This window comes from Streptomyces sp. NPDC026575 (assembly GCF_055567415.1).
In genome coordinates this window covers 49,389-70,633 of record NZ_JBVHQM010000027.1, presented here as the reverse complement: position 1 = coordinate 70,633, position 21,245 = coordinate 49,389, and the positions used below count along the sequence as shown (strand labels likewise).

The following is a 21,245-nucleotide window of genomic DNA, read 5'->3' as shown; positions in this document are numbered from 1 at the left end:
GCCGTAGGGCGGGTGCGCCCCTGTCGGGAGACGGGGATCGGGTCGGTCGTCGGTCCTACGCCGCCCGTTCCCGATGCCGGCCGTTCGGCCGTATGAACACTCCGTGGCGGTGCCCCGGAAGCCATGGACTCCTGTGCCCCGCCGCCTTAGCCTCGGCCGCCGTTGCCGACGGATGGATGAGGAACTCCCATGCGACACAGGCTCTTTGGGCCCGACCGGGGCGGATCGAGAGCCCGCGCGGCCACCGCGCTGGCGGCCCTGGTACTCGCGCTGCCGGCTTCGGTGGCGCTCGCCCCGGCCGCGCAGGCGGCACCGATACCGCCCGCCCCGGGTCACCGGCTGGTCCCGCGGTACGAGGGCGCCCCGGCCACCGCCGCCCCGCTGCCCGCCGACCAGGCGCCGCCGCAGCACCCGTATCTGGCGCCCAACGGGCGGGCCGGTATGCACGGGGACGGTGCCAGCAGCGACACCCACCCGTTCCCCGGGCCGCTCGGCGCGCACCCGGCCGTCAGCAGCGCGCGGATGGCGGCGCTCGGCGGCGAGTGCGCGACGGTCACCTTCGACTCCGGTGGCCGGATACTGACGGTCTGCGGCACCTTCCAGGGCTTCCGGCTCAAGCTCCTGGACCCGGCGAGCCTGGACACGCTCGCCGAGTACCGGCTGCCGCAGCGCCCCTCCACCGTCGAGGCCGTCACCCGCCTGGACTTCTCCAGGATCTTCAAGGACACCTCGGGCGGCGCGTACTTCTACCTCGACGACAAGGACCGCGTCGTGCTGGCCGACTCCCGCCAGCACGTCCTGCGGCTCTCGCACGACCGGTCCGCCGACGGCCGCTGGCGCTTCACCGTCGACCGCGACTGGGACCTGACCCCCTACGTCCCGCACGACTGCGTCGGCTGGACCCACCTCCACCCGCGCGGGGAGTGCGATCCGGTCACCTCGGTCCAGCCCGACTGGGACGGCCGGATCTGGTGGGTGACCCGTAAGGGGCGGATCGGCACCATCGCCCCGGAAGGCGGCGCGATCCGCACCGTCCGGCTGCCCGGCGAGGAGATCCAGAACAGCTTCTCGGCGGCCGAGGACGGCGTCTGGCTCGTCTCCGACCACGCCCTGTACAGCGTGCGCGCGGACTCCTCGGGCACCCCGCGGATCCAGTGGCGGCGGACCTACGACCGCGGTACGGGCGGCAAACCGGGCTCCGTCAACCAGGGTTCCGGCACCACGCCCACCCTGCTCGGCGACGCCGCCCACCCCTACGTGGCGATCACCGACAACGCCGACGACCGGATGAACGTGCTGGTCTACCGCCGCACCGGACCGGGCGCCGGCCGCCTGGTCTGCCAGGTCCCGGTCTTCACCTCCGGCGCCTCCACCACCGACAACTCCCTCATCGGCTACGGCAACAGCCTCGTCGTCGAGAACAACTACGGCTACGAGAACGTCACCTCGCTGCTCCTGGGGAAGTCCGTCGTCGGAGGCGTCACCAGGGTCGACATCCGGCCGGACGGCAGCGGCTGCGACACCGTCTGGGAGAGCAAGGAGCGCTCCCCCTCCACCGTCGCCAAACTCTCCACCGCCAACGGCCTCCTCTACTCCTACACAAAAGACCCCAACCCCCTGGGCATCGACGCCTGGTACCTGACCGCCGTCGACTTCCGCACCGGCCACACCCGCTTCAAGCGCCTGACCGGCACCGGCCCGCTCTACGACAACAACTGGGCCCCGATCACCCTCGGCCCGGACGGCACGGCCTACATCGGCGTCTTCAACGGCCTGGTCGCCGTACGGGACACCCGGCCGCGCCCCTGACCGACGGGCCGCCCCACGGGGCTTCATGAACCCCACATTGCCCCGCATTGCGACTCCATGGCAGCCCGCCCCGCACCCTTGCCCCCTCCCCCACCCCGCGGCCTACAGTCGGGACAGCACACCAACCCGGCCGTGTGCCCGAGTGGTTCAGGGGCTCGCCTGCAAAGCGAGTTACGTGGGTTCGAATCCCGCCACGGCCTCGATGCGCAGGACGCGAGTCCGCATCTGGAGGCGGTCCCGGCATCCGCGGGGACCGCCTTCCGGTGCTGGGCAGGCCCGGCCTTCCCTGACGTCCCCTCATCTTCCTTCGCCGGGCCGGGGATTGCGGAAGGCAATCATCCGGTCGGGGTCGATGCGGGCCCACGGCAGGGTGCTCATCCAGGCGTCCCATGCCTCGCGCCCGTAAACCCCGGTCAGGAACGACGTCAGCGCCTGGTCGTTCACCGGGGACACCTCCCGGGCCCGGCCGTGCACCGTGATCTGCAGCCGTTCGCCGTCGATGACCGAGGCGGAGACGGCGGGGCGGGCGCGGAGGTGCCGGAAGCGGAGCGCATCGGCTCCCGAGCCGAAGTGAAAGCGGCCCCGGTAGAACAGCCCGTCGACCGGAGCCACCCGGGGCTCGCCCCGGGCCGTCGTGGTGGCCAGCGCCATCACGCGCATGGCGCCCATCTCGGCGACCACCCCCGCGGCGTCGAGGCGGCGCTCCTCGGTGACGACGGAGCGCAGGTGCGGGCCGGCTGCGGCGTACGAGTCGTCCAGCAGGCGCTGTAACCGGGCGAGGTCTTCCGGGCTCTCATCCATGGCACCAGGCTGCCAGAGGGTGGGACCGCGGCCCTACTGCCGCACCACCTGGGCCACCGCCGCCTGGGGGCGGATCGGCAGGCGGCCGATGGGGCGGCCGGTGGCGGCGCGGACGGCGGAGGCCACGGCGGCCGGGGAGGTGACGACCGGGACGGCGCTGGCGGGCTTGGCGCCGAAGGGGGCGACGACGTCGCGGTCCTCGACGAGTTCGACGATGCGGATGTCGGGGGCGTCCAGGGCGGTCGGCAGGGCGTAGCCGGTCAGGTCGGGGTGGCGGACCTGGCCGCGGGTGGTGCGGAGGTTCTCCATCAGGGCGGCGCCCAGGCCCTGGGTGACGCCGGCCTCGATGCGGGCCCGCAGCTGGCGCGGGTTGAGCACCCGGCCGACGTCCTGGGCGACGGACATCTCCACGACCCGGACGGTGCCCAGCTCGATGTCGACGTCGGCGACGCAGCGGATGGCGCAGAAGGCGAGGCCGACGAAGGCGTCGCCCTGGCCCTCGTCGTCCAGCGGCTCGGTGGGGTGCGGGCGGCACTGGGCGGTGGCCCACAGCTCCTTGCCGTCCAGGGCCTCGGCGACGGTGGTGCTGAGCACGCCGTCGTACGAGGTGATCTTGCCGTCGTTGATCTGGAGGAGTTCGGTGGACATGCCGAACTTGTGGGCCAGCGGCTGGAGGAGCTGGGTGCGGACCATCTTCGCGGCGCGCTCGACGGCGCCGCCGGAGACCCAGGTGTGCCGGCCGTGGCAGGCCGGGCCGGCCGGCGGCTGGTCGGTGTCGACGCCGGCGACGTGCACCTCCTCGACGCCGAGGGTCTCCTGGACGATCTGCCGCGCGAGCGTGGAGAAGCCCGAACCGGTCTCGACGGCGGCGCAGATGACGGTGGCGACCGAGCCGCTGACCTTGACGGTGGCGGTGGAGACCTCGTCGGTGCCCTCCGCGCCGAGCATGTGCACCATGCCCAGCGCGTAGCCGACGCCGCGGCGCACCGCGCCCGGCTCGCCGGCGCCCTCGGGGCCGCCCGGCAGCAGCCACTCCGCCTCGGGGGCGTCCTTGGGCAGTTCGGGAAGCGGTGCCTCCTTCACGGCGCGCAGGAGTTCGGCGACGGGGGCGGGGCAGGTGACCGTCTGCCCCGTGGGGAGCAGGTCGCCGGTGGCCATGACGTTGCGGCGCCGGATCTCGTCGGGCTCCAGGCCCAGGCGGGCGGCCAGCTTGTCCATCTGGCCCTCGTAGGCGGCGCAGACCTGCATGGCGCCCTCGCCGCGTACGTGGCCGGAGGGCGGGTTGTTGGTGCGCACCGCCCAGCCGTCGACGACGGCGTGCGGGACGACGTACGGGCCGCAGGAGAAGGACACCGCGGCGGCGAGCGCGTCGGCGGAGGTGTCGGCGTAGGCGCCGGCGTCCATCAGGATCTGCGCCTCCACCTTGACCAGCTTGCCCTCGCCGTCCGCGTGGTGGCGGTAGCGCAGCAGCGTGGGGTGGCGGTGGGCGTGCGCGAGGAAGGACTCCTCGCGGGTGGCGGCGAGCTTGACGGGGCAGCCCGTGCGCAGCGCCAGCAGGCCGAGCGGGAGCTGGATGCCGGGGTCCTCGCGGTCGGCGGTGGCGCCGGGCACGCCGGTCACCACGACCTTGACCTGCTCCGGTTCCAGGCCGAAGGAGGCGGCGGCCAGATCGCGGTCGGTGTGCGGGTCGGTGGAGGCGGTGTAGATCTCCACGCCGCCGTCGGGGCGCGGCACCGCGAGACCGGCCTCGGCCCCGATGGGCGCGGGGTCCTGGCGGCCGATCCGGTAGAGCCCCTCGACCATCACCTCGCCCACGGCGTCGGCGTCGCCGAAGCGGAGCGGGATATGCCGGATCAGGTTGCCGTCGGGGTGCAGCGGCTCGGCCTCGAAGGCGAGCTGGGGGTCGGTGACGGCCTCTTGGATCTCGTACTCGACGGCGATGGCGGCGGCGGCCAGCCGGGCCGTGTCGGGGTGGTCGGCGGCCACCGCGGCGATCGGCTCGCCATGATGGCGGACCTCGTCCTTGGCGAAGACCGGGCGGTCGGCGGTGCCCCGGCCGTGGCCCGCGTCCCCGGGGACGTCCTCGTGCGTGACGACGACGCGCACGCCCGGCATCTGCGCCGCGGGCGCGGTGTCGATGGACAGGATCCGGGCGCGTGGGTGCGGTGAGCGCAGCACCGCAGCCCACAGCAGCCCCTCGGCCCACAGGTCGGCGGCGTACGGGAAGGTGCCCTCGGTCTTCGCCGGCGCGTCGGCGGGCGGCAGGGAGACGCCCAGGCCGTGCGGCGACGGTTCGACGGGGATCTGGACGCCCGCCGCGGGGGTCGCGGTGACGGCACCTGCGCCATCGGACGTGCCGCTCATGCCACAACCTCGCTTCGCTCGGCCGCGCACTCGCGCGCCGCGCACCTGGTGATGACGATCCCCCCGTCCTCGGCCGGGGGGACCCCCACGCCGCGCTCGCTCATGCGGAGCCTCCCGTTTGCGGATCCTGGTGGTGCGGGGCGTGGCCCATGGGGTCGGCGGGGCCCGCCTGGTGGGGAATACGGGCGGTGTCCGCCGGCACCGCCTCGGCCGCGCCGTCCGGACCGTCCGAGGCGTCGTCCTCCCGGGCGTAGGCGGCCTCCGCGGCCTCCGCACGCGCCTTGACGACCTCCTCGACGGCGTCCAGCACACCCCGGTAGCCGGAGCAGCGGCACAGGTTGCCGCACAGCGCCTTACGGGTCTCCAGCTCGCTGGGGGCGTGGTTGCCCTCCAGCAGGTCGTGCACGGTCATCGCCATGCCCGGTACGCAGAAGCCGCACTGCACCGCACCGGAGGCGGCCAGCGCGCGCTGGACGTCGGAGGGCACGCCGTTCTGGGCGAGGCCCTCGACCGTGCGGACCTCGCTGCCCGCGGTGGTCGCCGCGGGCACCAGGCAGGACGCGACCAGCCGCCCGTCCACCTGGACGGAGCAGGCGCCGCACTCCCCCTGGGAGCAGCCGTCCTTGGCGCCGGCCAGGCCGAGGCGCTCGCGCAGCACGTAGAGCAGCGACTCGCCGATCCAGGCGTCGGTGACCGGCCGGTCGATGCCGTTCACCCGCAGGACGTAGGAGGCGGCGGGGTGCTCGTCGTGGGCGTCGGCGGCCGCCGCGGGGTCGTGGTCCGCGGCGGCGTCGGGCGCGCCGGCGGGGGCCTCGGTGTCCGCGGGGCCGGTGCCGCCGGCGGGGGCCGCGCCCTCGTCGGCGGGGGTGCCGGACGGCGCGGTGCCGGACGGCGCGGTGTCGCCGGCGGGGGCCGCCGTGGCGGCGGGGTCGCCGGGCTCCGCGGGCCCGTCGTGGCCGGCGGGTTCGTCGGGCGCGCCGGAGGCCGCGGGGTCGGCGGACGCCGCGGCAGCCGACCCCGCGGGCTCGGCGGCGCCGTCGCCCGGCGCGAACTCGCCGGTCCGCTCCGGCCGTTCGGCCTCGGCCTCCGGGGCGTCCCATCCGCCGGCACCGGCCGGGGCGGGCACGTCCGCCGCCGCGTCGTGCCGGTCCGCCGCCTCGTGCCGCGGTGCGGCGTCGGCGGCCGGCGGCCACTGGGCCAGCGCGTCGGCGGGCAGCGACCAGTGCCCGGTGGCGGGGGCGCCCGCGTCCGTGCCGTACGGGTCGGCGTCGCCGGCCGGTGCGCCGGTCGGCTCGGTGCCGTGGCCCGGCATCGCGCGGTCGTGGTCCGCGAGGGCGCCATCGCGCGCGTACGGGTCGCCGGCGGGGCCGTCGAACCGCTCGGGCGCCCCCCCGCCCTGCGGGGCCTCCTGCGCCGGTGTGGCGTGCGTCTGGGCCCCGTTGGTGGCGCTCAGCCCGGTGGTGAAGTTCCAGTGGCCCGTCCGTGCGGCCTCGGCGGGGTCCACGGCGTCGTACGCGCCGGCGCCCGGGTAGCCGCCGTCCTGATGGCCGGCGGCGCCGCCGGGACCGGTAAGTCCCTGATGGCCCGCATGCCCCTGATACCCCGGATGTTCCGGATGGCCGCCCGTGACTCCCGTACGGCCCGTCAGGCCGCCGTCGCCGACCAGGTACTCGCCGGACTCCTCCAGGCCGTCGTCGGCCGCCGCCGGTACCGACCAGCTGCCCGTACCGCCCGCCTCCGGGCTGCCCGCCACCGGCCAGTCCACCGGCTCGCCGCTCCACGGCTGGGCCGCCTCGGGCGCGCCGCCCTGGTAGGCCGCGGGCTCGCCCTGGTGGGCCGCGGTGTCCATCTGGGCGGCGTACCCGGCGGACGGGTCGGCGTAGCCGGCCGCGGGGTCCGCGAACGGCATCGTCCACTGGCCGGTGGCCGCCGGGTCGGCGTCCGCCCCCGGGGCCTGCGGCGCGGTGGGGTGCGAGGTGAAGGAGGCCGGCGGGGTGTAGCCGTGGCCGGGCGCGGCGAGCGGGTCGGCGCCCGGGGTGTAGCCGGGCGTGCGGCGGCCGTAGATCCCGGTGGTGAAGCCCTCCGGGAGCTGCACGAAGGCCGTCGCCTCCGACTCGTACTCGCCGCCCTGCGGCAGCGGCTGCCAGCCCTGGTCGGGGTGCGGCTGCTGCGGGTTGCGGTGGTCTGCCTCGCTCATGCCGACACCTCGCTTCGCTCGGCCTTGCGCGCACGCGGGGCGCACCCGCTGATGGTTCGCTCGGTGCACTCACTCACGACAGCGCCCTCCCCAGTGCGCGGCGGGCCAGGGCTGCCACCGTACGGCGCAGGTGCAGCGCGGCCGGCGGCAGGGCGGCCGGTTCCGAGCCGTCCTCCGGCGGTGCCGGGTCCGGGATGCAGGCGGCGGCCACGTAGTCGCCGAAGGCGGTCAGCGCCTCGGGGACCAGACCCCGTTCGCCGTCCCAGTCGATGATCGAGGCCACCCACTGCTCGGCCTCCAGGGGGCGCAGCGGCATGGCGGCGACCGCGCCGACCGCGCAGCGCACCCCGCGCCTGGCGGGGTCCAGGACCAGCGCGACCGAGGCGGTGGCGCGGCCGGGGCCGGTGCGCGCGGTGGCCTTGAGGAATGCCTGCGGGGCGTGCAGCAGCGGCACCCGTACGAAGCCGACGAGTTCGCCGGGCTGCAGCATCTCCCGGCCGGCCAGGAGGTGGCTGACCGGGATCTCGCGACGGCCGCCCCCGGGGCCGGCGATGACCAGCGTGGCCTCCAGGGCGGCGAGCACCGGAAGGGTGTCGCCGGTGGGGGCGGAGCTGACGATGTTGCCGCCGAGGGTGCCGGCGTTGCGGATCTGCGGCGGGCCGGCCGCGCGGGCGGCGGCGGCCAGGCCCGGGATCAGGGCGGCGAAGTCGGGGCGCCCCATGCGGGCGAGGGTCAGCCCGGCGCCGAGCAGCGCATGGCCGTCCAGGTACTGCCAGCCGCGGATCTCGCTGATCCGGCCGAGGCCCACCAGGCCCGCGGGTCTGAGGAGTCCGGCGTTGACCGCCGCCATGAGATCGGTGCCGCCCGCGACGGGCACGGCGGCGGGCATGGCGGTGAGCGCCGCCACCGCCTCGTCGAGCGAGGCCGGCAACGTCACCGTGTGCGACGCGTGCGGTGCGTGCGTGGTCAAGCCAGCTGCCCCTTCCCCGGTGTCCCGGCAGTTCCGCTCCGCCGTACGGTACGTGCTCACTGCCCGGACGTGGCAACTCTGGCACATCTTCCCGGGCCCTCGGCGCGAGGGTCCACCAAGCGGCGTTCCCTCCCCGAACGGGGTGCTGGTCCGGTTTCGTCCACCGCCGCGACGACCGGGCGGGGCTGCGGCGCGGGGTCCGTCGTGGCGTACCCCACCGTCCCAGGGTCCGGCCGCACGGGCGCCCCGCTCGGACGGGGGCTCACACGTTTGGGGGCGCCCCGTCGATCGGGCGTCCGAGCACGCCGGGGCGTTTGTGCCAGGGGCGGGGGCCGCCGGGCGGGCGGTAGTCGACGCCGAGGGCGTCGAGGCGGGCGTAGTGGACGGCCATCCGCCGGGTGAAGTCCTGGTAGTCGCGGTCGGCCGGGGCCGGCAGATGCGACCAGGCGACCTCGGCGAACCCGGCCAGCCGCGGGAAGACCTGGTAGTCCAGGCGCGCCTGGGTGTCCATGACCTCGGTCCAGGCGTTGGCCTGGGTGCCCAGGACGTGCGCCGCCTGGTCGCCCGTCAGCTCGGGCGGCACCGGCTCGAAGCGGTAGACGTCCTCCAGGGTGCGCACGAAGCCGATCGGCACCGGCTCGTCGGGAGAGGGGTGCTGACGGTGGTCCAGATACACCTGCTGCTCGGGGCACATGACGACGTCGTGGCCGGATTTCGCCGCGGCGATCCCGCCGGCGTAGCCGCGCCAGGAGGAGACGGCCGCACCCTCGGCCAGGCCGCCTTCGAGGATCTCGTCCCAGCCGATCAGCCGCCGGCCGCGGTCGGCGAGCCAGCGGTCGAAGTGCCGCATGAACCAGCTCTGCAGCTCGTCCTCGCCGGCGAGGGAGAGTTCGGCGATCCGGGCCTGGGCGGTGGCGGAGGCCCGCCACTGGTCCTTGGGGCACTCGTCGCCGCCCAGGTGCACGAAGGTCGAGGGGAAGAGGTCGAGGACCTCGTCGAGGACGTGCTCGTAGAACCGCAGCACGTTGTCGGTGGGCGCCAGTACGTTGGGGTTGACGCCCCAGGTGTCCCAGACCTTCAGGGAGGTGGTGTCGACGGCGTCGGTGTTGCCGAGTTCGGGGTACGCGGCGATGGCGGCCTGCGAGTGTCCGGGCACGTCGATCTCGGGGACGACGGTGATGTGCCGCTGGGCGGCGTAGGCGACGATCTCGCGGATGTCGTCGTGGGTGTAGTAGCCGCCGTGCGGGCGCTCGTCCCAGAGGGGGGAGGCGCGGTGTCCGAGCTTGGTGCGCTCGCGCCAGGCGCCGGTCTCGGTCAGCTCGGGGTAGCGGTGGATCTCGATGCGCCAGCCCTGGTCGTCGGTCAGGTGCAGATGCAGGACGTTGAGCTTGTGGGCGGCGAGCAGGTCGAGGTAGCGCAGCACCCCGTCCTTGGGCAGGAAGTGCCGTGCGACGTCGAGCAGCATGCCGCGCCAGCCGAAGCGGGGTGCGTCCTCGATGGTCTGCGGCGGCAGGGCGGCGGCCGCACGCGGGGTGAGCGGGGCCCGGCGGAAGGCCTGCGGGCCCAGGAGCTGACGCAGCGTCTGCGCGCCCCAGAAGACGCCGGCCGGGCCGCCACCGGTGATCCGTACCCCCCAGCGGGCGTCGGCCTCCAGGCGGTAGCCCTCGGCCGGCAGGGCGCCGTCGACGGCGAGGGCGAGGGTGTCGGCCGCCTCGGCGGAGCCGGGCGGCAGCGGGAGGCCGAAGGCCGCGCCGAGGGTGGCGCGCAGCCACCGCGCGGTGTCCTCGGTGCCGGGCGCGGCGGCCAGTGCGGTGCGCTCGCCGAGGCGGACGGCGCCGCGGCCGGGGCCGTCGATGCTCAGCGGGGCCGGGACCAGGCCGCCGCCCGGTCCGGTGGGGGTGTCCGTGTCCGGCATACCGTCAGTCCTTCACCGCGCCGCCCGTGCCCGTTACCAGTCGGCGCTGTACGAGTACGAAGAAGACCAGCACGGGGGTGGCCGTCCCGGACGATGCTGCCATGATCCCGCCCCGGTCGTCGTCCGGCGTGAAGAAGACGAGCAGATGCCTCCGGCGCCCTTCCAGGCCACGAACTCCCGGCCGAGATCGCCCAGTGTGCCGTCGTGGACGTATCCGACGGTGTCACTGCTGCCGCACTCGATTCACGTCGGGTGCACTGGACGGGGCGTTGAAGTGATCACATCTCCGACGTTCTTACGCCGCGCCGAGCGCAAGCTCAAGCGGGCACAGCGAAGACTGTCCCGCTGCCGGAAAGGCTCCAGCAATCGGCCCAGGTGTCCCGCTGGTTAACGAGCACTCAGCGCTGCTCCGCGTGCGGGGCCCTGACCGGGCCGAAGGGCCGCGGACAGCTCCACCTGCGTACCTGGCGGTGCGACTGCGGAGCCGTCCACGACCGGGACTCACATGCCGAGCACAACCTGCGTCTTGAGGGACGCAGGCTCCTCGCCGCCGGGAGAGCGGAGAGGTAGAACGCCTGCGGAGCCCGCGTAAGACCCGGCAGGCCGAGCAGCGGGCGCCGAACCACGAACCCACCCGAAGCCCCGACGTCTGCCACGGAGAGGCAGACGGGAATCACCCACGTTCATGTGGGTGAGGACGTCACTTCTTGCCGCCGTCCTTGCCGCCCTTGTCCTTGTCGCCACCGGCGCCCATGGACTCGAAGATCTCCTTGCACATGGGGCAGACCGGGTACTTCTTCGGGTCGCGACCCGGGACCCAGACCTTGCCGCACAGCGCCACGACGGGGGTGCCGTCGAGCGCACTCGCCATGATCTTGTCCTTCTGGACATAGTGGGCGAAGCGCTCGTGGTCGCCGTCGCCGTGCGACACCTGCGGTGTCGGTTCTACGAGGGTCCCCGTACCTGCCCCGCGCTCGGGCTCAAGAGTGCTCATAACTGCCAAGGGTACTCACGCCCGCGGCAACCCGGGAGCGTCGGCCCGCCGCCATGCGGAGCGGCGGACCGGCCCTACGACGCCACCGCGACCCCGCCGCGGTCGCCGGCCGTCAGGCCCAGCTCCGCGGCGAAGGCCAGCGCGGCGTCCGGCCGGACCTCGTACCAGGAGTCCTTGTCGCAGACCGCGTCCAGCAGCGCCGCGATGTCCGCCGCGCCGACCGTGCGGGCCTCGGCCGCGGCGAGGAAGGCGCGCACCGCGGGCGCCGCGTCCCGCTCGGTCTCGGTGAGCGCCACGAGGTCCTCCACGATCTTCGCCACCGCAGTGTCCCCCGGCGCGACCCAGCTCATGGCCATCGCCAGGCCGTCGTCCGGCAGCTTCGCGGGATACGGCGCGCGGGCCCAGGCGCCGTCCTGCCACCAGTAGACGAACCCGAGGAGATTGCCCTCGGCGTCCTCGCGCAACCGCTTCCAGGGCAGCCACGCGGGGCCGCCGGCCAGGAAGTCGAGCTGCCGGCCCCCGCTGTGGGTATGGCTGCCGTCCGCGTCCTGGCCGCACAGCACCGCCCGGCCGTCGGCGCACGGCGTCAGCCGCCACCAGTAGCTGCCGCCGCCGTTCCAGCACTGCAGCCCCTGCTCGCCCCAGGAGAACTCGTCCCCGTCGTCCATGGCGGCCGCCACCACCGCCAGCGTCGCGGCGCGCGCCCAGAGCCGCTCCGGGCGGTCCAGGTCCTCGGGCACACTCGGCCTGTGCATGGCGCTCTCCCCCGTCCTCCAGCGCGGCCCCGCCGACGCGGCCGCGCACGCTCCCTTGCCATCTCGAACCATAGCGACGAGGACTGACAATTCCCCATGACGAAGCCGTCACAATAATCCAGCGCTCAACGAAATGTGACCCGTGCGCGACCGTTCACCCGTCCGCGCACCGGGGCTTCAGTTCAGGGACGGATCGTCCGGATACGTCGCGACCATCGCCAGCTCGTTGCGCTGCCGCCGCAGCACCGCGCGCCACAGCTGCTCGGGGTCGGGCGAGGAGACATCGCCGGGCTCGGACTCGACCACGTACCAGGCGCCCTCCACCAGCTCGTCCTCCAGCTGGCCCGGCCCCCAGCCCGCGTAGCCGGCGAAGATCCGCAGGCTGCCGAGGACCGCCGCGAGGAGTTCGGGCGGCGCCTCCAGGTCGACCAGGCCGATCGCGCCGTGCACCCGGCGCCAGCCCAGCGGCTCGTCACCCGACTGGACGCCGGTGCGGTCCGCGGCCTGCACACCGGCCGTCTCCTCGCCGTCGCCGGCCGGGCGCGCGCCGCCGTCCGCGGGCGCGGCGCCGCCCTCACCGGACAGGCTCCCGGGCACCACGGCCACGCCGAGCGCCGAGTCCAGCGAGACCGGGCCGCCCTGGAAGACCACGCCCGGCTCACCGGCCAGCGCGGCCCAGGGCGCGAGGATGTCCGCGACGCCGACCGGCGTGGGGCGGTTGAGGACCACGCCGAGGGAGCCCTCCTCGTCGTGGTCGAGGAGCAGCACCACCGCGCGGTCGAAGTTCGGATCGGCGAGCGCGGGCGTCGCGACGAGCAGCCGGCCTGTGAGCGAGGACACCTCGGTCATGGGCACATGATCCCGCACTTCGGGCAGAAGCGGGGAGTGAAAGCCCCGGGCCGTGCGAAAGCAGGGCAGGGCGTACGGCGGCAGCACCGGGCGCACGGGTTTGCCCACGGACAGCCACCGCGCGCCATCCGGACTCACATTCAAGACATTCCACAACGCATCACCCATAAGGCGATTACGAATCAAAGGCGGACCGTAGCGGAGGGTGTTGTGACAAAGCCATTACATGCTCAGAGCCTGCACGGGCCTACGGACACCCCCTCGGCCGCCCTTACCATTTCTGCTTGGCCCTGCCCGTCTCCAGGAACGCGAGATCCATGACCGTCTCTACTGACGACGTACTGCTTGTCCACGGCGGCACCCCGCTGGAGGGCGAGATCCGGGTTCGCGGTGCGAAGAACCTCGTACCCAAGGCCATGGTCGCCGCCCTGCTCGGCAGTGGTCCCAGCCGCCTGCGCAACGTCCCCGACATCCGGGACGTCCGCGTGGTGCGCGGGCTGCTGCAGCTGCACGGCGTCACGGTCCGCCCGGGTGACGAGCCCGGCGAGCTGGTCCTCGACCCCTCGCACGTGGAGAGCGCCAACGTCGCCGACATCGACGCGCACGCCGGCTCCTCGCGGATCCCGATCCTCTTCTGCGGCCCGCTGCTGCACCGCCTCGGCCATGCCTTCATCCCGGGCCTGGGCGGCTGCGACATCGGCGGCCGCCCGGTGGACTTCCACTTCGACGTGCTCCGCCAGTTCGGCGCGAAGATCGAAAAGCGCGCCGACGGGCAGTACCTCGAAGCCCCGCAGCGGCTGCGCGGCTGCAAGATCCGCCTGCCCTACCCGTCGGTCGGCTCGACCGAGCAGGTGCTGCTGACGGCCGTTCTGGCCGAGGGCGTCACCGAGCTGTCGAACGCCGCCGTGGAGCCGGAGATCGAGGACCTGATCTGCGTCCTGCAGAAGATGGGCGCGATCATCTCCATGGACACCGACCGGACCATCCGGATCACCGGTGTCGACAAGCTCAACGGCTACACCCACCGCGCCCTCCCCGACCGCCTGGAGGCCGCCTCCTGGGCGTCCGCGGCGCTGGCCACCGAGGGCAACATCTACGTCCGCGGCGCGCAGCAGCGGTCGATGATGACCTTCCTCAACACCTTCCGCAAGGTCGGCGGCGCCTTCGAGATCGACGACGAGGGCATCCGCTTCTGGCACCCGGGCGGCTCGCTCAACGCCATCGCCCTGGAGACCGACGTCCACCCCGGTTTCCAGACCGACTGGCAGCAGCCCCTGGTGGTCGCGCTGACCCAGGCGTCGGGGCTGTCGATCGTCCACGAGACGGTCTACGAGTCCCGGCTCGGCTTCACCTCCGCGCTCAACCAGATGGGCGCGCACATCCAGCTCTACCGCGAGTGCCTGGGCGGCTCCGCCTGCCGCTTCGGCCAGCGCAACTTCCTGCACTCCGCGGTCGTCAGCGGCCCGACCCGGCTCCAGGGCGCCGACCTGGTCATCCCCGACCTGCGCGGCGGCTTCTCGTACCTGATCGCGGCGCTGGCCGCCCAGGGCACCTCCCGGGTCCACGGCATCGACCTGATCAACCGCGGCTACGAGAACTTCATGGAGAAGCTGGTCGAGCTCGGCGCCAAGGTGGAACTGCCGAACGGCGCGCTGCGCAGCTAGCGGCCCGCCGGCCGACGCCGCACGAGGGGCGGTCACCCGAGCCGGGTGGCCGCCCCTCGCGCGTCCCGGGACGCCGTCCGACGGTCTCGCGGCGGGCGCCGGGGACGTCCGGCGTTGCGGGTGCGACGGGCCGGACGGCCACGCGCGGCGCGCCCTGCCCGGCGAGGGCCGCAGCGCGCCGCACGGCGGTCCCGGCCGCCCCTGGTGGCCCGCCGCCTCCACGGCGCCCGGCCGCGCCGCCCAGACGGCCGTGGCGGGCTCGGAGGGGGGCGCCTCCCCGGCGGACCGACCCGCCCCCGCGTATGCACAAGGGCGGCCACCCCTGGAAGGGGTGGCCGCCCTGTTGTGCCGTGCGGAGGGCCTTACTTGCCCTTGGCGGCTTCCTTGAGCTTGGAGCCCGCGGAGACCTTCACGCTGTAGCCGGCCGGGATCTGGATCGGGTCGCCGGTCTGCGGGTTGCGCGCGGTGCGAGCGGCACGGTGGGTGCGCTCGAAGGTGAGGAAGCCGGGGATGGTGACCTTCTCGTCGCCCTTGGCGACAACCTCGCCGGTCACCTCGGCGAGGGCGGCCAGAACGGCGTCGGCGTCCTTGCGGGTCACCTCGGCGCGATCGGCCAGAGCGGCCACCAGCTCACTGCGGTTCATGTTTGTACTCCCGTGTTCTTCTTGCCAATGAGGCGTGCCACGCGGCATGAGCCGCATGTAGGGCACAGCGAAGCCGATGCTGCCAGGGTCCTCGGACACTCTCCGGACCCAGGTCTGGTGCCAGACCCTCTCGCCCGGTTACGCATCCTGCCCCTACCTGCGGCGGTAAAGCCAATCCGGCACCCAGCAGGGTCACACGAAAAGCGCCACTGACTGCACGTGGTGACGCTCCGTGCCGATCCCGCTCCGTACCGGCCCCAGAAGGCGGCGGCCACACATTTGTCCGCCACACCCTATGGGGCCCCCAACGAGGGCGTGTCGCGCGACGCGCCGTTCTCAGAGCGCCGTGGTGGCCGTCACAGCCGCGTCGCCGCCCTTGGCCGCGTTCCGCACCGCACCGGCCACCGCGCCCGCGACCTTCTCGTTGAAGACGCTGGGGATGATGTAGTTCGGGTTGACCTCGTCCTCCAGGACGACGTCCGCGAGGGCGCCGGCCGCGGCCAGCATCATCTCGGTGTTCACCGTACGGGAGTGGGCGTCGAGCAGGCCCCGGAAGACGCCGGGGAACACCAGGACGTTGTTGATCTGGTTCGGGAAGTCGGAGCGGCCGGTGGCCACCACGGCGGCGGTCTGCCGGGCGATGGCGGGGTCGACCTCGGGGTCGGGGTTGGCAAGTGCGAACACGATCGCGCCGTCGGCCATCTTGGCGACATCGTCGCCGTCCAGGACGTTGGGCGCGGAGACGCCGATGAAGACGTCCGCGCCGACCACGGCCTCCTTGAGGGTGCCGGTGACGCCCTCGGGGTTGGTGTTGTCGGCGATCCAGCGCAGCGGCGAGTCGGGGTCGGCGTCGACCAGGTCCGTGCGGCCGGCGTGCACCACGCCGTGGATGTCGGCGACGACGGCGTGCCGGACGCCGGCGGCGAGCAGCAGCTTGAGGATGGCGGTGCCGGCCGCGCCGGCGCCGGACATCACGACGCGGACGTCCGCGATCTTCTTGCCGACGACGCGCAGCGCGTTGGTGAGCGCGGCGAGCACCACGATGGCGGTGCCGTGCTGGTCGTCGTGGAAGACCGGGATGTCCAGGGCCTCGCGCAGCCGCGCCTCGATCTCGAAGCAGCGGGGGGCGGAGATGTCCTCCAGGTTGATGCCGGCGAAGCCGGGGGCGATGGCCTTGACGATCTCCACGATCGCGTCGGAGTCCTGGGTGTCCAGGCAGATCGGCCAGGCGTCGATGCCGGCGAAGCGCTTGAAGAGCGCCGCCTTGCCCTCCATGACGGGCAGCGCGGCCTTGGGGCCGATGTTGCCCAGGCCCAGCACCGCGGAGCCGTCGGTGACGACCGCGACGCTGTTGCGCTTGATGGTCAGGCGGCGGGCGTCCTCGGGGTTGTCGGCGATGGCCTGGCAGACCCGGGCGACGCCGGGGGTGTAGATCATGGACAGGTCGTCGCGGTTGCGGATCGGGTGCTTGGACGACATCTCGATCTTGCCGCCGAGGTGCATCAGGAACGTACGGTCGGAGACCTTGCCGAGCGAGACGCCCTCGATGCCGCGCAGCTGCTCGACGATCTCGTCGGCGTGGGCGGTGGAGGTCGCCGCGATCGTGACGTCGATGCGGAGCTTCTCGTGTCCGGACGCGGTGACGTCGAGGCCGGTCACCGAGCCTCCGTGGGACTCTACGGCCGTGGTGAGCTGGGAGACCGCGGTTCCGCTCGCGGGCACCTCCAGCCGGACCGTCATCGAGTAGGAGACGCTGGGCGCCGTTGCCATGGCCGACTTCCTCTGCTTTCACCGTGTCGCTGGATCGCGTCCGATCGTCGCACCTACCGCTGAGTACGTGGTAGCCGCCCCGTATTGCGAACGTTTTGTTCGCGCGCGGTAGGTGTAGCCGGAAAACGACTTCCACCATACGAGAGATGATCGGGCGGACGGAACCCCTCCGAGGCAGGCGTGAGTTCCGCCACGCGAAACATCAGCACCGCCACGCGAAAACGCGCGAAAACGGCTGCGGGCGCCTCTCCCAGTGGAGAGACGCCCGCAGCCGACGTTGGCGACACCGACCCGCCATGCTCGCCTCGCGGCAAGTGGTCGCTCGTAGCGACGATGGTTGGGCCCGGGGGCTTGGATCGAGCCGGTGCCGTCACCCAGGCTAACAAACCATCTCCGGAAGCGAATCCCGTCGCGGGGCACCGATTTCAAGACCGCCCGTACGGCGGTCCGCACCCCTAGGGCCTGTCCGATGGGTCCTGGCCGGGCCCGCAACGCCTGGCACGGCACCTCGCGGCGTTGCCGAATCATCCCGACAGCTCCGCTATCGAGACGCTCCGGCGCCTTGCGATGCACCGCACCAGACGCCGCGGCCTTTCCGACCCCGACCCATCGGACAGGCCCTAGTCCCGCAGCAGGTCGGGCACCCCGGCCGCGTCCGGCTGGTCGCGGTCGACGGAGAGCACGGTCAGCTGCCGGGTGGCCCGGGTGAGCGCCACGTAGAGCACCCGCAGGCCGGCCGGGGACTCGTCGGCGATCTCGGCCGGCGAGACCACCAGCGTGGCGTCGTACTCCAGGCCCTTGGCCTCCAGGGAGCCCAGCGCCACCACGCGGTCGCCCAGCGGGGCCAGCCAACGGCGGGCCTGCTCGCGGCGGTTCATCGCCACCACGACGCCGACCGTGCCGTCCACCTCGCCCAGCAGCCGCTCGGCCTCCGCCACCGTGGCCGACGCCAGCGCCTCCTCTGCGCCGCGGCCCGCCCGGTCCCCGTCCGCGGCGACCGCGAAGCGGGGCTCGATACCCGTGGAGCGGACCGCCTTGGGCGACTGCATGCCGGGCATCGCCAGCGCCAGCACCCTGCCGGCCAGGTCGGCGATCTCCGCGGGGTTGCGGTAGTTCACGGTGAGCGTGAAGCGGCGGCGCGGGCGGGTGCCGAGCGCCTCGCGGCGGGCGAGGTCGGCCTCGTCCGGATCGGACCACGACGACTGCGCCGGGTCGCCGACGACGGTCCAGGTAGCGTGCCGCCCGCGGCGGCCGACCATCCGCCACTGCATCGGCGTCAGGTCCTGCGCCTCGTCGACGATGACATGGGCGTAGTCGGTGCGCTCCTCCTCCAGCCGCTCGCGGCGGCCGCGGCCGCCGCCGCTGCGGTCCGCGAAGGTCGTCAGCTCCTCCAGGCCCGACAGGTGGTCCAGCGGGTCGGCCTCGCGCGGGCGGGGCGGGCGCGCGGGCGCGCCGAGGATCAGCTGCAGCTCGTCCAGCAGCGCGATGTCGTGCACCGACAGCGGGCCCTGGCCCCGCTCGTCCAACCGCCGCAGGGAGCGGGCGAGTTGGCGCACCTCGCGCGGGTTGAGCAGACGGCGCGCGAAGCGGCCCAGCAGCCGCTCGTCGGCCATCGACGCCAGTACCGCGCGCGGGGTCAGCTCCGGCCACCAGGACTGGAGGAACTCCTGGAAGTCCGTCTCGGCGGTGATGTCCTCGTCGAAGCCCTCACGGGCCTCGGCGGCCAGCTCGGGGTCGGTGTAGCGGCGGCCGGCGCCGGACTTGGCCCACAGGGCGTCCAGGATCAGCCGGCGGGCGCGCGGGCGCAGCAGGTTGACCGGGGCGGTGCCGCCGAGGGCCGACTGCCGGATGGCGTGCAGCTCGTCGGCGTCCAGCTCGATACGGCCGCCGAAGGCGACGACCCGCAGCCGGGCCGGGGCGGGCCGGGCGGATCCGCCGCGGGTGCGGCGGCCCGGGGCGGCCTCGGGGGCGGCCGCGGCCAGGTCCTCCAGGGACAGCTGGGCGCCGCCCGCGGCCGGTGCCGGCTCCGCCGCCGGTGCCGCCAGCTCCAGCGCCCCGCGGGCGGCCTTGCGCAGCAGCTTCTGCATCCGCGAGGAGCCCTTGACGCGGGCGACCGCCGGCGGGTCGTAGGCGGTCGCCTCGGCGCCGTCGACGAGCGAGCCCAGCGCCCGGATGGCCACCTGGCCCTCCTCGCCGAGGGAGGGCAGCACGCCTTCGGTGTAGGCGACCAGCAGCGGCGTCGGGGAGACGATCAGGATGCCGCCCGCGTAGCGGCGCCGGTCCTGGTAGAGGAGGTAGGCGGCGCGGTGCAGGGCGACCGCGGTCTTGCCGGTGCCGGGCCCGCCCTCGACCTCGGTGACGGAGGCGGCGGGGGCGCGGATGACCATGTCCTGCTCGGCCTGGATGGAGGCGACGATGTCCCGCATGGTGTGGCTGCGGGCCCGGCCGAGCGCCGCCATCAGCGCGCCGTCGCCGATCGCCGGCAACTCCCGGCCGTCCAGCGTCGCGGTGACCTCCGGGCGCATCAGATCGTCCTCGACGCCGAGGACCCGGCGGCCCTTGGAGCGGATCACCCGGCGGCGGACGACCCGGCCGGGGGCGACCGGGGTGGCGCGGTAGAAGGGCGCGGCGGCCGGCGCCCGCCAGTCGATGACCAGCGGGGAGTAGTCCGCGTCGAGCACGCCGAGGCGGCCGATGTGCAGCGTCTCGGCGATCTCGGCGCGGTTGTCCTCGATGGCGCCGTCGGCGGGCTCGACGGAGGTGTAGGCGCCGTCCGGGCCCTTCTTGCCGTCCTTGCCGAGGAGCAGGTCGATCCGGCCGAAGAGGAAGTCCTCGTACTCGGAATTGAGGCGGTGGAGATGGACGCCGGCCTGGAAGACCTGCGCGTCGCGCTCGGCGAGCGCGCCGGGCGTGCCGACCTGGCCGCGCTTGGCGGCGTCGTCCATCAGGAACTCCGCCTCGTGGATCTTCTCCTCAAGGCGCCGGTAGACGCGGTCCAGATGCGTCTGCTCGGCTTCGATCTCGCGGTCGCGAACGGAATCCGATGCGTGATCCGGTGCGTGCGTGGCGTTCTGCGCGGCCACCCAGGCCCCCTTCTGCTGTGCGTAGGGCAGCCGTCAACCGTACGCGAACCAGGGACCGCGCGCACCTGGTGAAAGGGACAAAGTCGGGCGGATTTGGTCGGATGTTGATTCAGGCCGGTACATCGGGCGCCTCAGACCTTCACGGTGGCCAGCCGCCTGCCCTCCAGCGTGTTGATCTCGAAGTGGTCGATGTCGCCGCGGCCGAGGGCCGCGCCGCCGGCCGCGTAGAGGGGCTCGCGGTTCCACTTCGCGGCGCTGCCCTCGATGCCGTAGCCGCCCTTGGGGACCGCCCAGGTCGTGACGGTCTGCCGGCGGCCGTCCTTGCCGACCGCGACCAGGTCGCAGCTGAGCGGCCCCTTGACGTTGGCGAGTTCGAGGACGACCTGGGTGCCCCAGGTGCGGGGCGCCATGGACACGCCCGCCGAGACCTTGGTGACCGGGTCGACGGAGCGGACCTGCTCGCCCTCGGCGTACTGGGCCCGGACGGCGCTCGCCAGCGGCGGCGCCGGCTTCTCCGGCTCGCCGCCCTTCAGGGAGAGCGCGGCGAGCGGTCCGCCGACGATCAGCACCGCGGCGGCGGCGACCAGGAACAGCCGGCGCCGGGCGCGGCCGCGGCGCGCCACGGTGACCTCGTCGAGCAGCCCCTCCAGCACTCCGGGGCCGGGCACCGCGGTGATCGTCTCCACAGTGGGGGCGGACGCCTTGAACTCGGCCAGCACCGGCGGCAGGCCCATCAGCTCCTCCAGTTCGGCGGCGCACCGGTCGCAGCCGACCAGATGCGCCTCGAACCGTTCCGCGTCGGCGGCGTCCAGGACGCCCAGCGCATAGGCGCCGACGTCGGTGTGCCGGTCCGGCTGCGTGGGCGGGGTCACTCCGTCACTCCTCGTTCCTCAAGCGAGAGCCGCAGGGAGCGCAGCGCGTAGAAGACCCGGGACCGCACGGTCCCGGCCGGCACGCGCAGCACCTCCGCCGCCTCGCTGACCGTACGCTCCTTGAAGTACGTCTCGACAAGGGCCTCTCGGTGCGCCTGGCTCAGGTCGCCCAGCGCCTCGGAGATCGTCATCAGCCGCAGCGCCCGGTCGATCACATCGGTGGCGGGCATCATCTCCAGTGGCGTCGGATCGACCTCCTGGGGCCTGGCCTTGCGGCTGCGGTGCCCGTCGATCACGATCCGCCGCGCGACGGTCACGAGCCAGGGCCGGATCGAGCCGGTGGCGCGCTGCAGCTGCTCCGCGTTGCGCCAGGCCCGCACCAGCGTCTCCTGCACCACGTCCTCCGCGCGGTGGCGGTCGCCCGCCACCAGACGCAGGACGAAGGCGAGGAGCGGGCCCGCGTGCTCGTCATAGAGGGCTCGCATGAGCTCCTCGTCAGGTGTCGTCCTGTCTGCCACGACGGCATCCTTACGCACTCCAACTCCCGGGTCGATAGCG

Annotated in this window: 16 protein-coding genes, 1 tRNA gene and 1 pseudogene; 4 read left to right on the top strand and 14 right to left on the bottom strand. The window is 73.9% G+C overall.

From position 1 onward, the window contains the following. Positions 1 to 189: 189 nt before the first annotated feature. Both ACZ4NB_RS30480 and ACZ4NB_RS30475 read left to right on the top strand, forming a co-directional pair. The gene (locus ACZ4NB_RS30480) at positions 190 to 1,809 is read left to right on the top strand and encodes a hypothetical protein (RefSeq protein WP_467666270.1); all 1,620 of its coding nucleotides are present in this window, start codon (positions 190 to 192) and stop codon (positions 1,807 to 1,809) included. A 128-nt stretch (positions 1,810 to 1,937) separates the two neighbouring features. Beyond that, positions 1,938 to 2,009 (top strand) — tRNA-Cys (locus ACZ4NB_RS30475). A gap of 97 nt (positions 2,010 to 2,106) precedes the next feature. Here ACZ4NB_RS30475 and ACZ4NB_RS30470 read toward each other — a convergent pair. From ACZ4NB_RS30470 to ACZ4NB_RS30445, 6 genes and pseudogenes are all read right to left on the bottom strand, one after another. Next, positions 2,107 to 2,610, bottom strand: a complete 504-nt coding sequence (locus ACZ4NB_RS30470) for a pyridoxamine 5'-phosphate oxidase family protein (protein ID WP_467666269.1) — start codon at positions 2,608 to 2,610, stop codon at positions 2,107 to 2,109. Between the two features lie 33 nt (positions 2,611 to 2,643). After that, the gene (locus ACZ4NB_RS30465) at positions 2,644 to 4,974 is read right to left on the bottom strand and encodes a xanthine dehydrogenase family protein molybdopterin-binding subunit (protein WP_467666268.1); all 2,331 of its coding nucleotides are present in this window, start codon (positions 4,972 to 4,974) and stop codon (positions 2,644 to 2,646) included. 100 nt (positions 4,975 to 5,074) lie between these two features. Beyond that, positions 5,075 to 7,171 carry a 2Fe-2S iron-sulfur cluster-binding protein gene (locus tag ACZ4NB_RS30460; RefSeq protein WP_467666267.1) on the bottom strand — a complete coding sequence of 699 codons (2,097 nt, stop codon included), beginning with the start codon at positions 7,169 to 7,171 and terminating at the stop codon, positions 5,075 to 5,077. Positions 7,172 to 7,244: 73 nt separating this feature from the next. Continuing rightward, positions 7,245 to 8,141 carry an FAD binding domain-containing protein gene (locus ACZ4NB_RS30455; RefSeq protein ID WP_467666266.1) on the bottom strand — a complete coding sequence of 299 codons (897 nt, stop codon included), beginning with the start codon at positions 8,139 to 8,141 and terminating at the stop codon, positions 7,245 to 7,247. 262 nt (positions 8,142 to 8,403) lie between these two features. Then, the gene (locus ACZ4NB_RS30450; RefSeq protein ID WP_467666265.1) at positions 8,404 to 10,056 is read right to left on the bottom strand and encodes a beta-N-acetylhexosaminidase; all 1,653 of its coding nucleotides are present in this window, start codon (positions 10,054 to 10,056) and stop codon (positions 8,404 to 8,406) included. Positions 10,057 to 10,060: 4 nt separating this feature from the next. Continuing rightward, a pseudogene (locus ACZ4NB_RS30445) lies at positions 10,061 to 10,201 on the bottom strand (carbohydrate ABC transporter permease); the annotation flags it as partial. Positions 10,202 to 10,431: 230 nt separating this feature from the next. Here ACZ4NB_RS30445 and ACZ4NB_RS30440 point away from each other — a divergent pair. After that, the gene (locus ACZ4NB_RS30440) at positions 10,432 to 10,626 is read left to right on the top strand and encodes a zinc ribbon domain-containing protein (protein WP_467666264.1); all 195 of its coding nucleotides are present in this window, start codon (positions 10,432 to 10,434) and stop codon (positions 10,624 to 10,626) included. 130 nt (positions 10,627 to 10,756) lie between these two features. On the opposite strand, the gene ACZ4NB_RS30435 is transcribed toward ACZ4NB_RS30440, so the two are convergent. The 3 genes from ACZ4NB_RS30435 to ACZ4NB_RS30425 form a co-directional block, all read right to left on the bottom strand. Further along, a complete protein-coding gene (locus ACZ4NB_RS30435; RefSeq protein ID WP_026169910.1) occupies positions 10,757 to 11,050 on the bottom strand; it encodes a DUF3039 domain-containing protein in 294 nt (97 codons plus the stop codon). A 74-nt stretch (positions 11,051 to 11,124) separates the two neighbouring features. Continuing rightward, on the bottom strand, positions 11,125 to 11,805 hold the full coding sequence (locus ACZ4NB_RS30430; RefSeq protein ID WP_467666263.1) for a hypothetical protein: 681 nt from the start codon (positions 11,803 to 11,805) through the stop codon (positions 11,125 to 11,127). Positions 11,806 to 11,982: 177 nt separating this feature from the next. Then, a complete protein-coding gene (locus ACZ4NB_RS30425) occupies positions 11,983 to 12,654 on the bottom strand; it encodes a YqgE/AlgH family protein (RefSeq protein ID WP_393499267.1) in 672 nt (223 codons plus the stop codon). Between the two features lie 317 nt (positions 12,655 to 12,971). Here ACZ4NB_RS30425 and murA point away from each other — a divergent pair, with 317 nt between their 5' ends. Beyond that, positions 12,972 to 14,318 (top strand): UDP-N-acetylglucosamine 1-carboxyvinyltransferase, encoded by a 1,347-nt coding sequence (murA, locus tag ACZ4NB_RS30420; protein WP_467666262.1) that lies wholly within the window; start codon positions 12,972 to 12,974, stop codon positions 14,316 to 14,318. A 362-nt stretch (positions 14,319 to 14,680) separates the two neighbouring features. Here the strand turns inward: murA and ACZ4NB_RS30415 are convergent, their stop codons facing one another. The 5 genes from ACZ4NB_RS30415 to ACZ4NB_RS30395 form a co-directional block, all read right to left on the bottom strand. Further along, positions 14,681 to 14,962 carry an HU family DNA-binding protein gene (locus tag ACZ4NB_RS30415; protein ID WP_006605312.1) on the bottom strand — a complete coding sequence of 94 codons (282 nt, stop codon included), beginning with the start codon at positions 14,960 to 14,962 and terminating at the stop codon, positions 14,681 to 14,683. 336 nt (positions 14,963 to 15,298) lie between these two features. Continuing rightward, the gene (locus ACZ4NB_RS30410) at positions 15,299 to 16,732 is read right to left on the bottom strand and encodes an NAD-dependent malic enzyme (RefSeq protein ID WP_467666261.1); all 1,434 of its coding nucleotides are present in this window, start codon (positions 16,730 to 16,732) and stop codon (positions 15,299 to 15,301) included. Between the two features lie 620 nt (positions 16,733 to 17,352). Then, positions 17,353 to 19,815, bottom strand: coding sequence for a HelD family protein (locus tag ACZ4NB_RS30405; RefSeq protein ID WP_467666260.1), 2,463 nt, complete (start codon positions 19,813 to 19,815; stop codon positions 17,353 to 17,355). 131 nt (positions 19,816 to 19,946) lie between these two features. Beyond that, positions 19,947 to 20,687, bottom strand: a complete 741-nt coding sequence (locus ACZ4NB_RS30400) for an anti-sigma factor family protein (protein WP_467666259.1) — start codon at positions 20,685 to 20,687, stop codon at positions 19,947 to 19,949. After that, positions 20,684 to 21,223, bottom strand: a complete 540-nt coding sequence (locus tag ACZ4NB_RS30395) for a sigma-70 family RNA polymerase sigma factor (protein ID WP_393499281.1) — start codon at positions 21,221 to 21,223, stop codon at positions 20,684 to 20,686. The genes ACZ4NB_RS30400 and ACZ4NB_RS30395 overlap by 4 nt, the downstream gene beginning before the upstream one ends. Between the last annotated feature and the right edge of the window lie 22 nt (positions 21,224 to 21,245).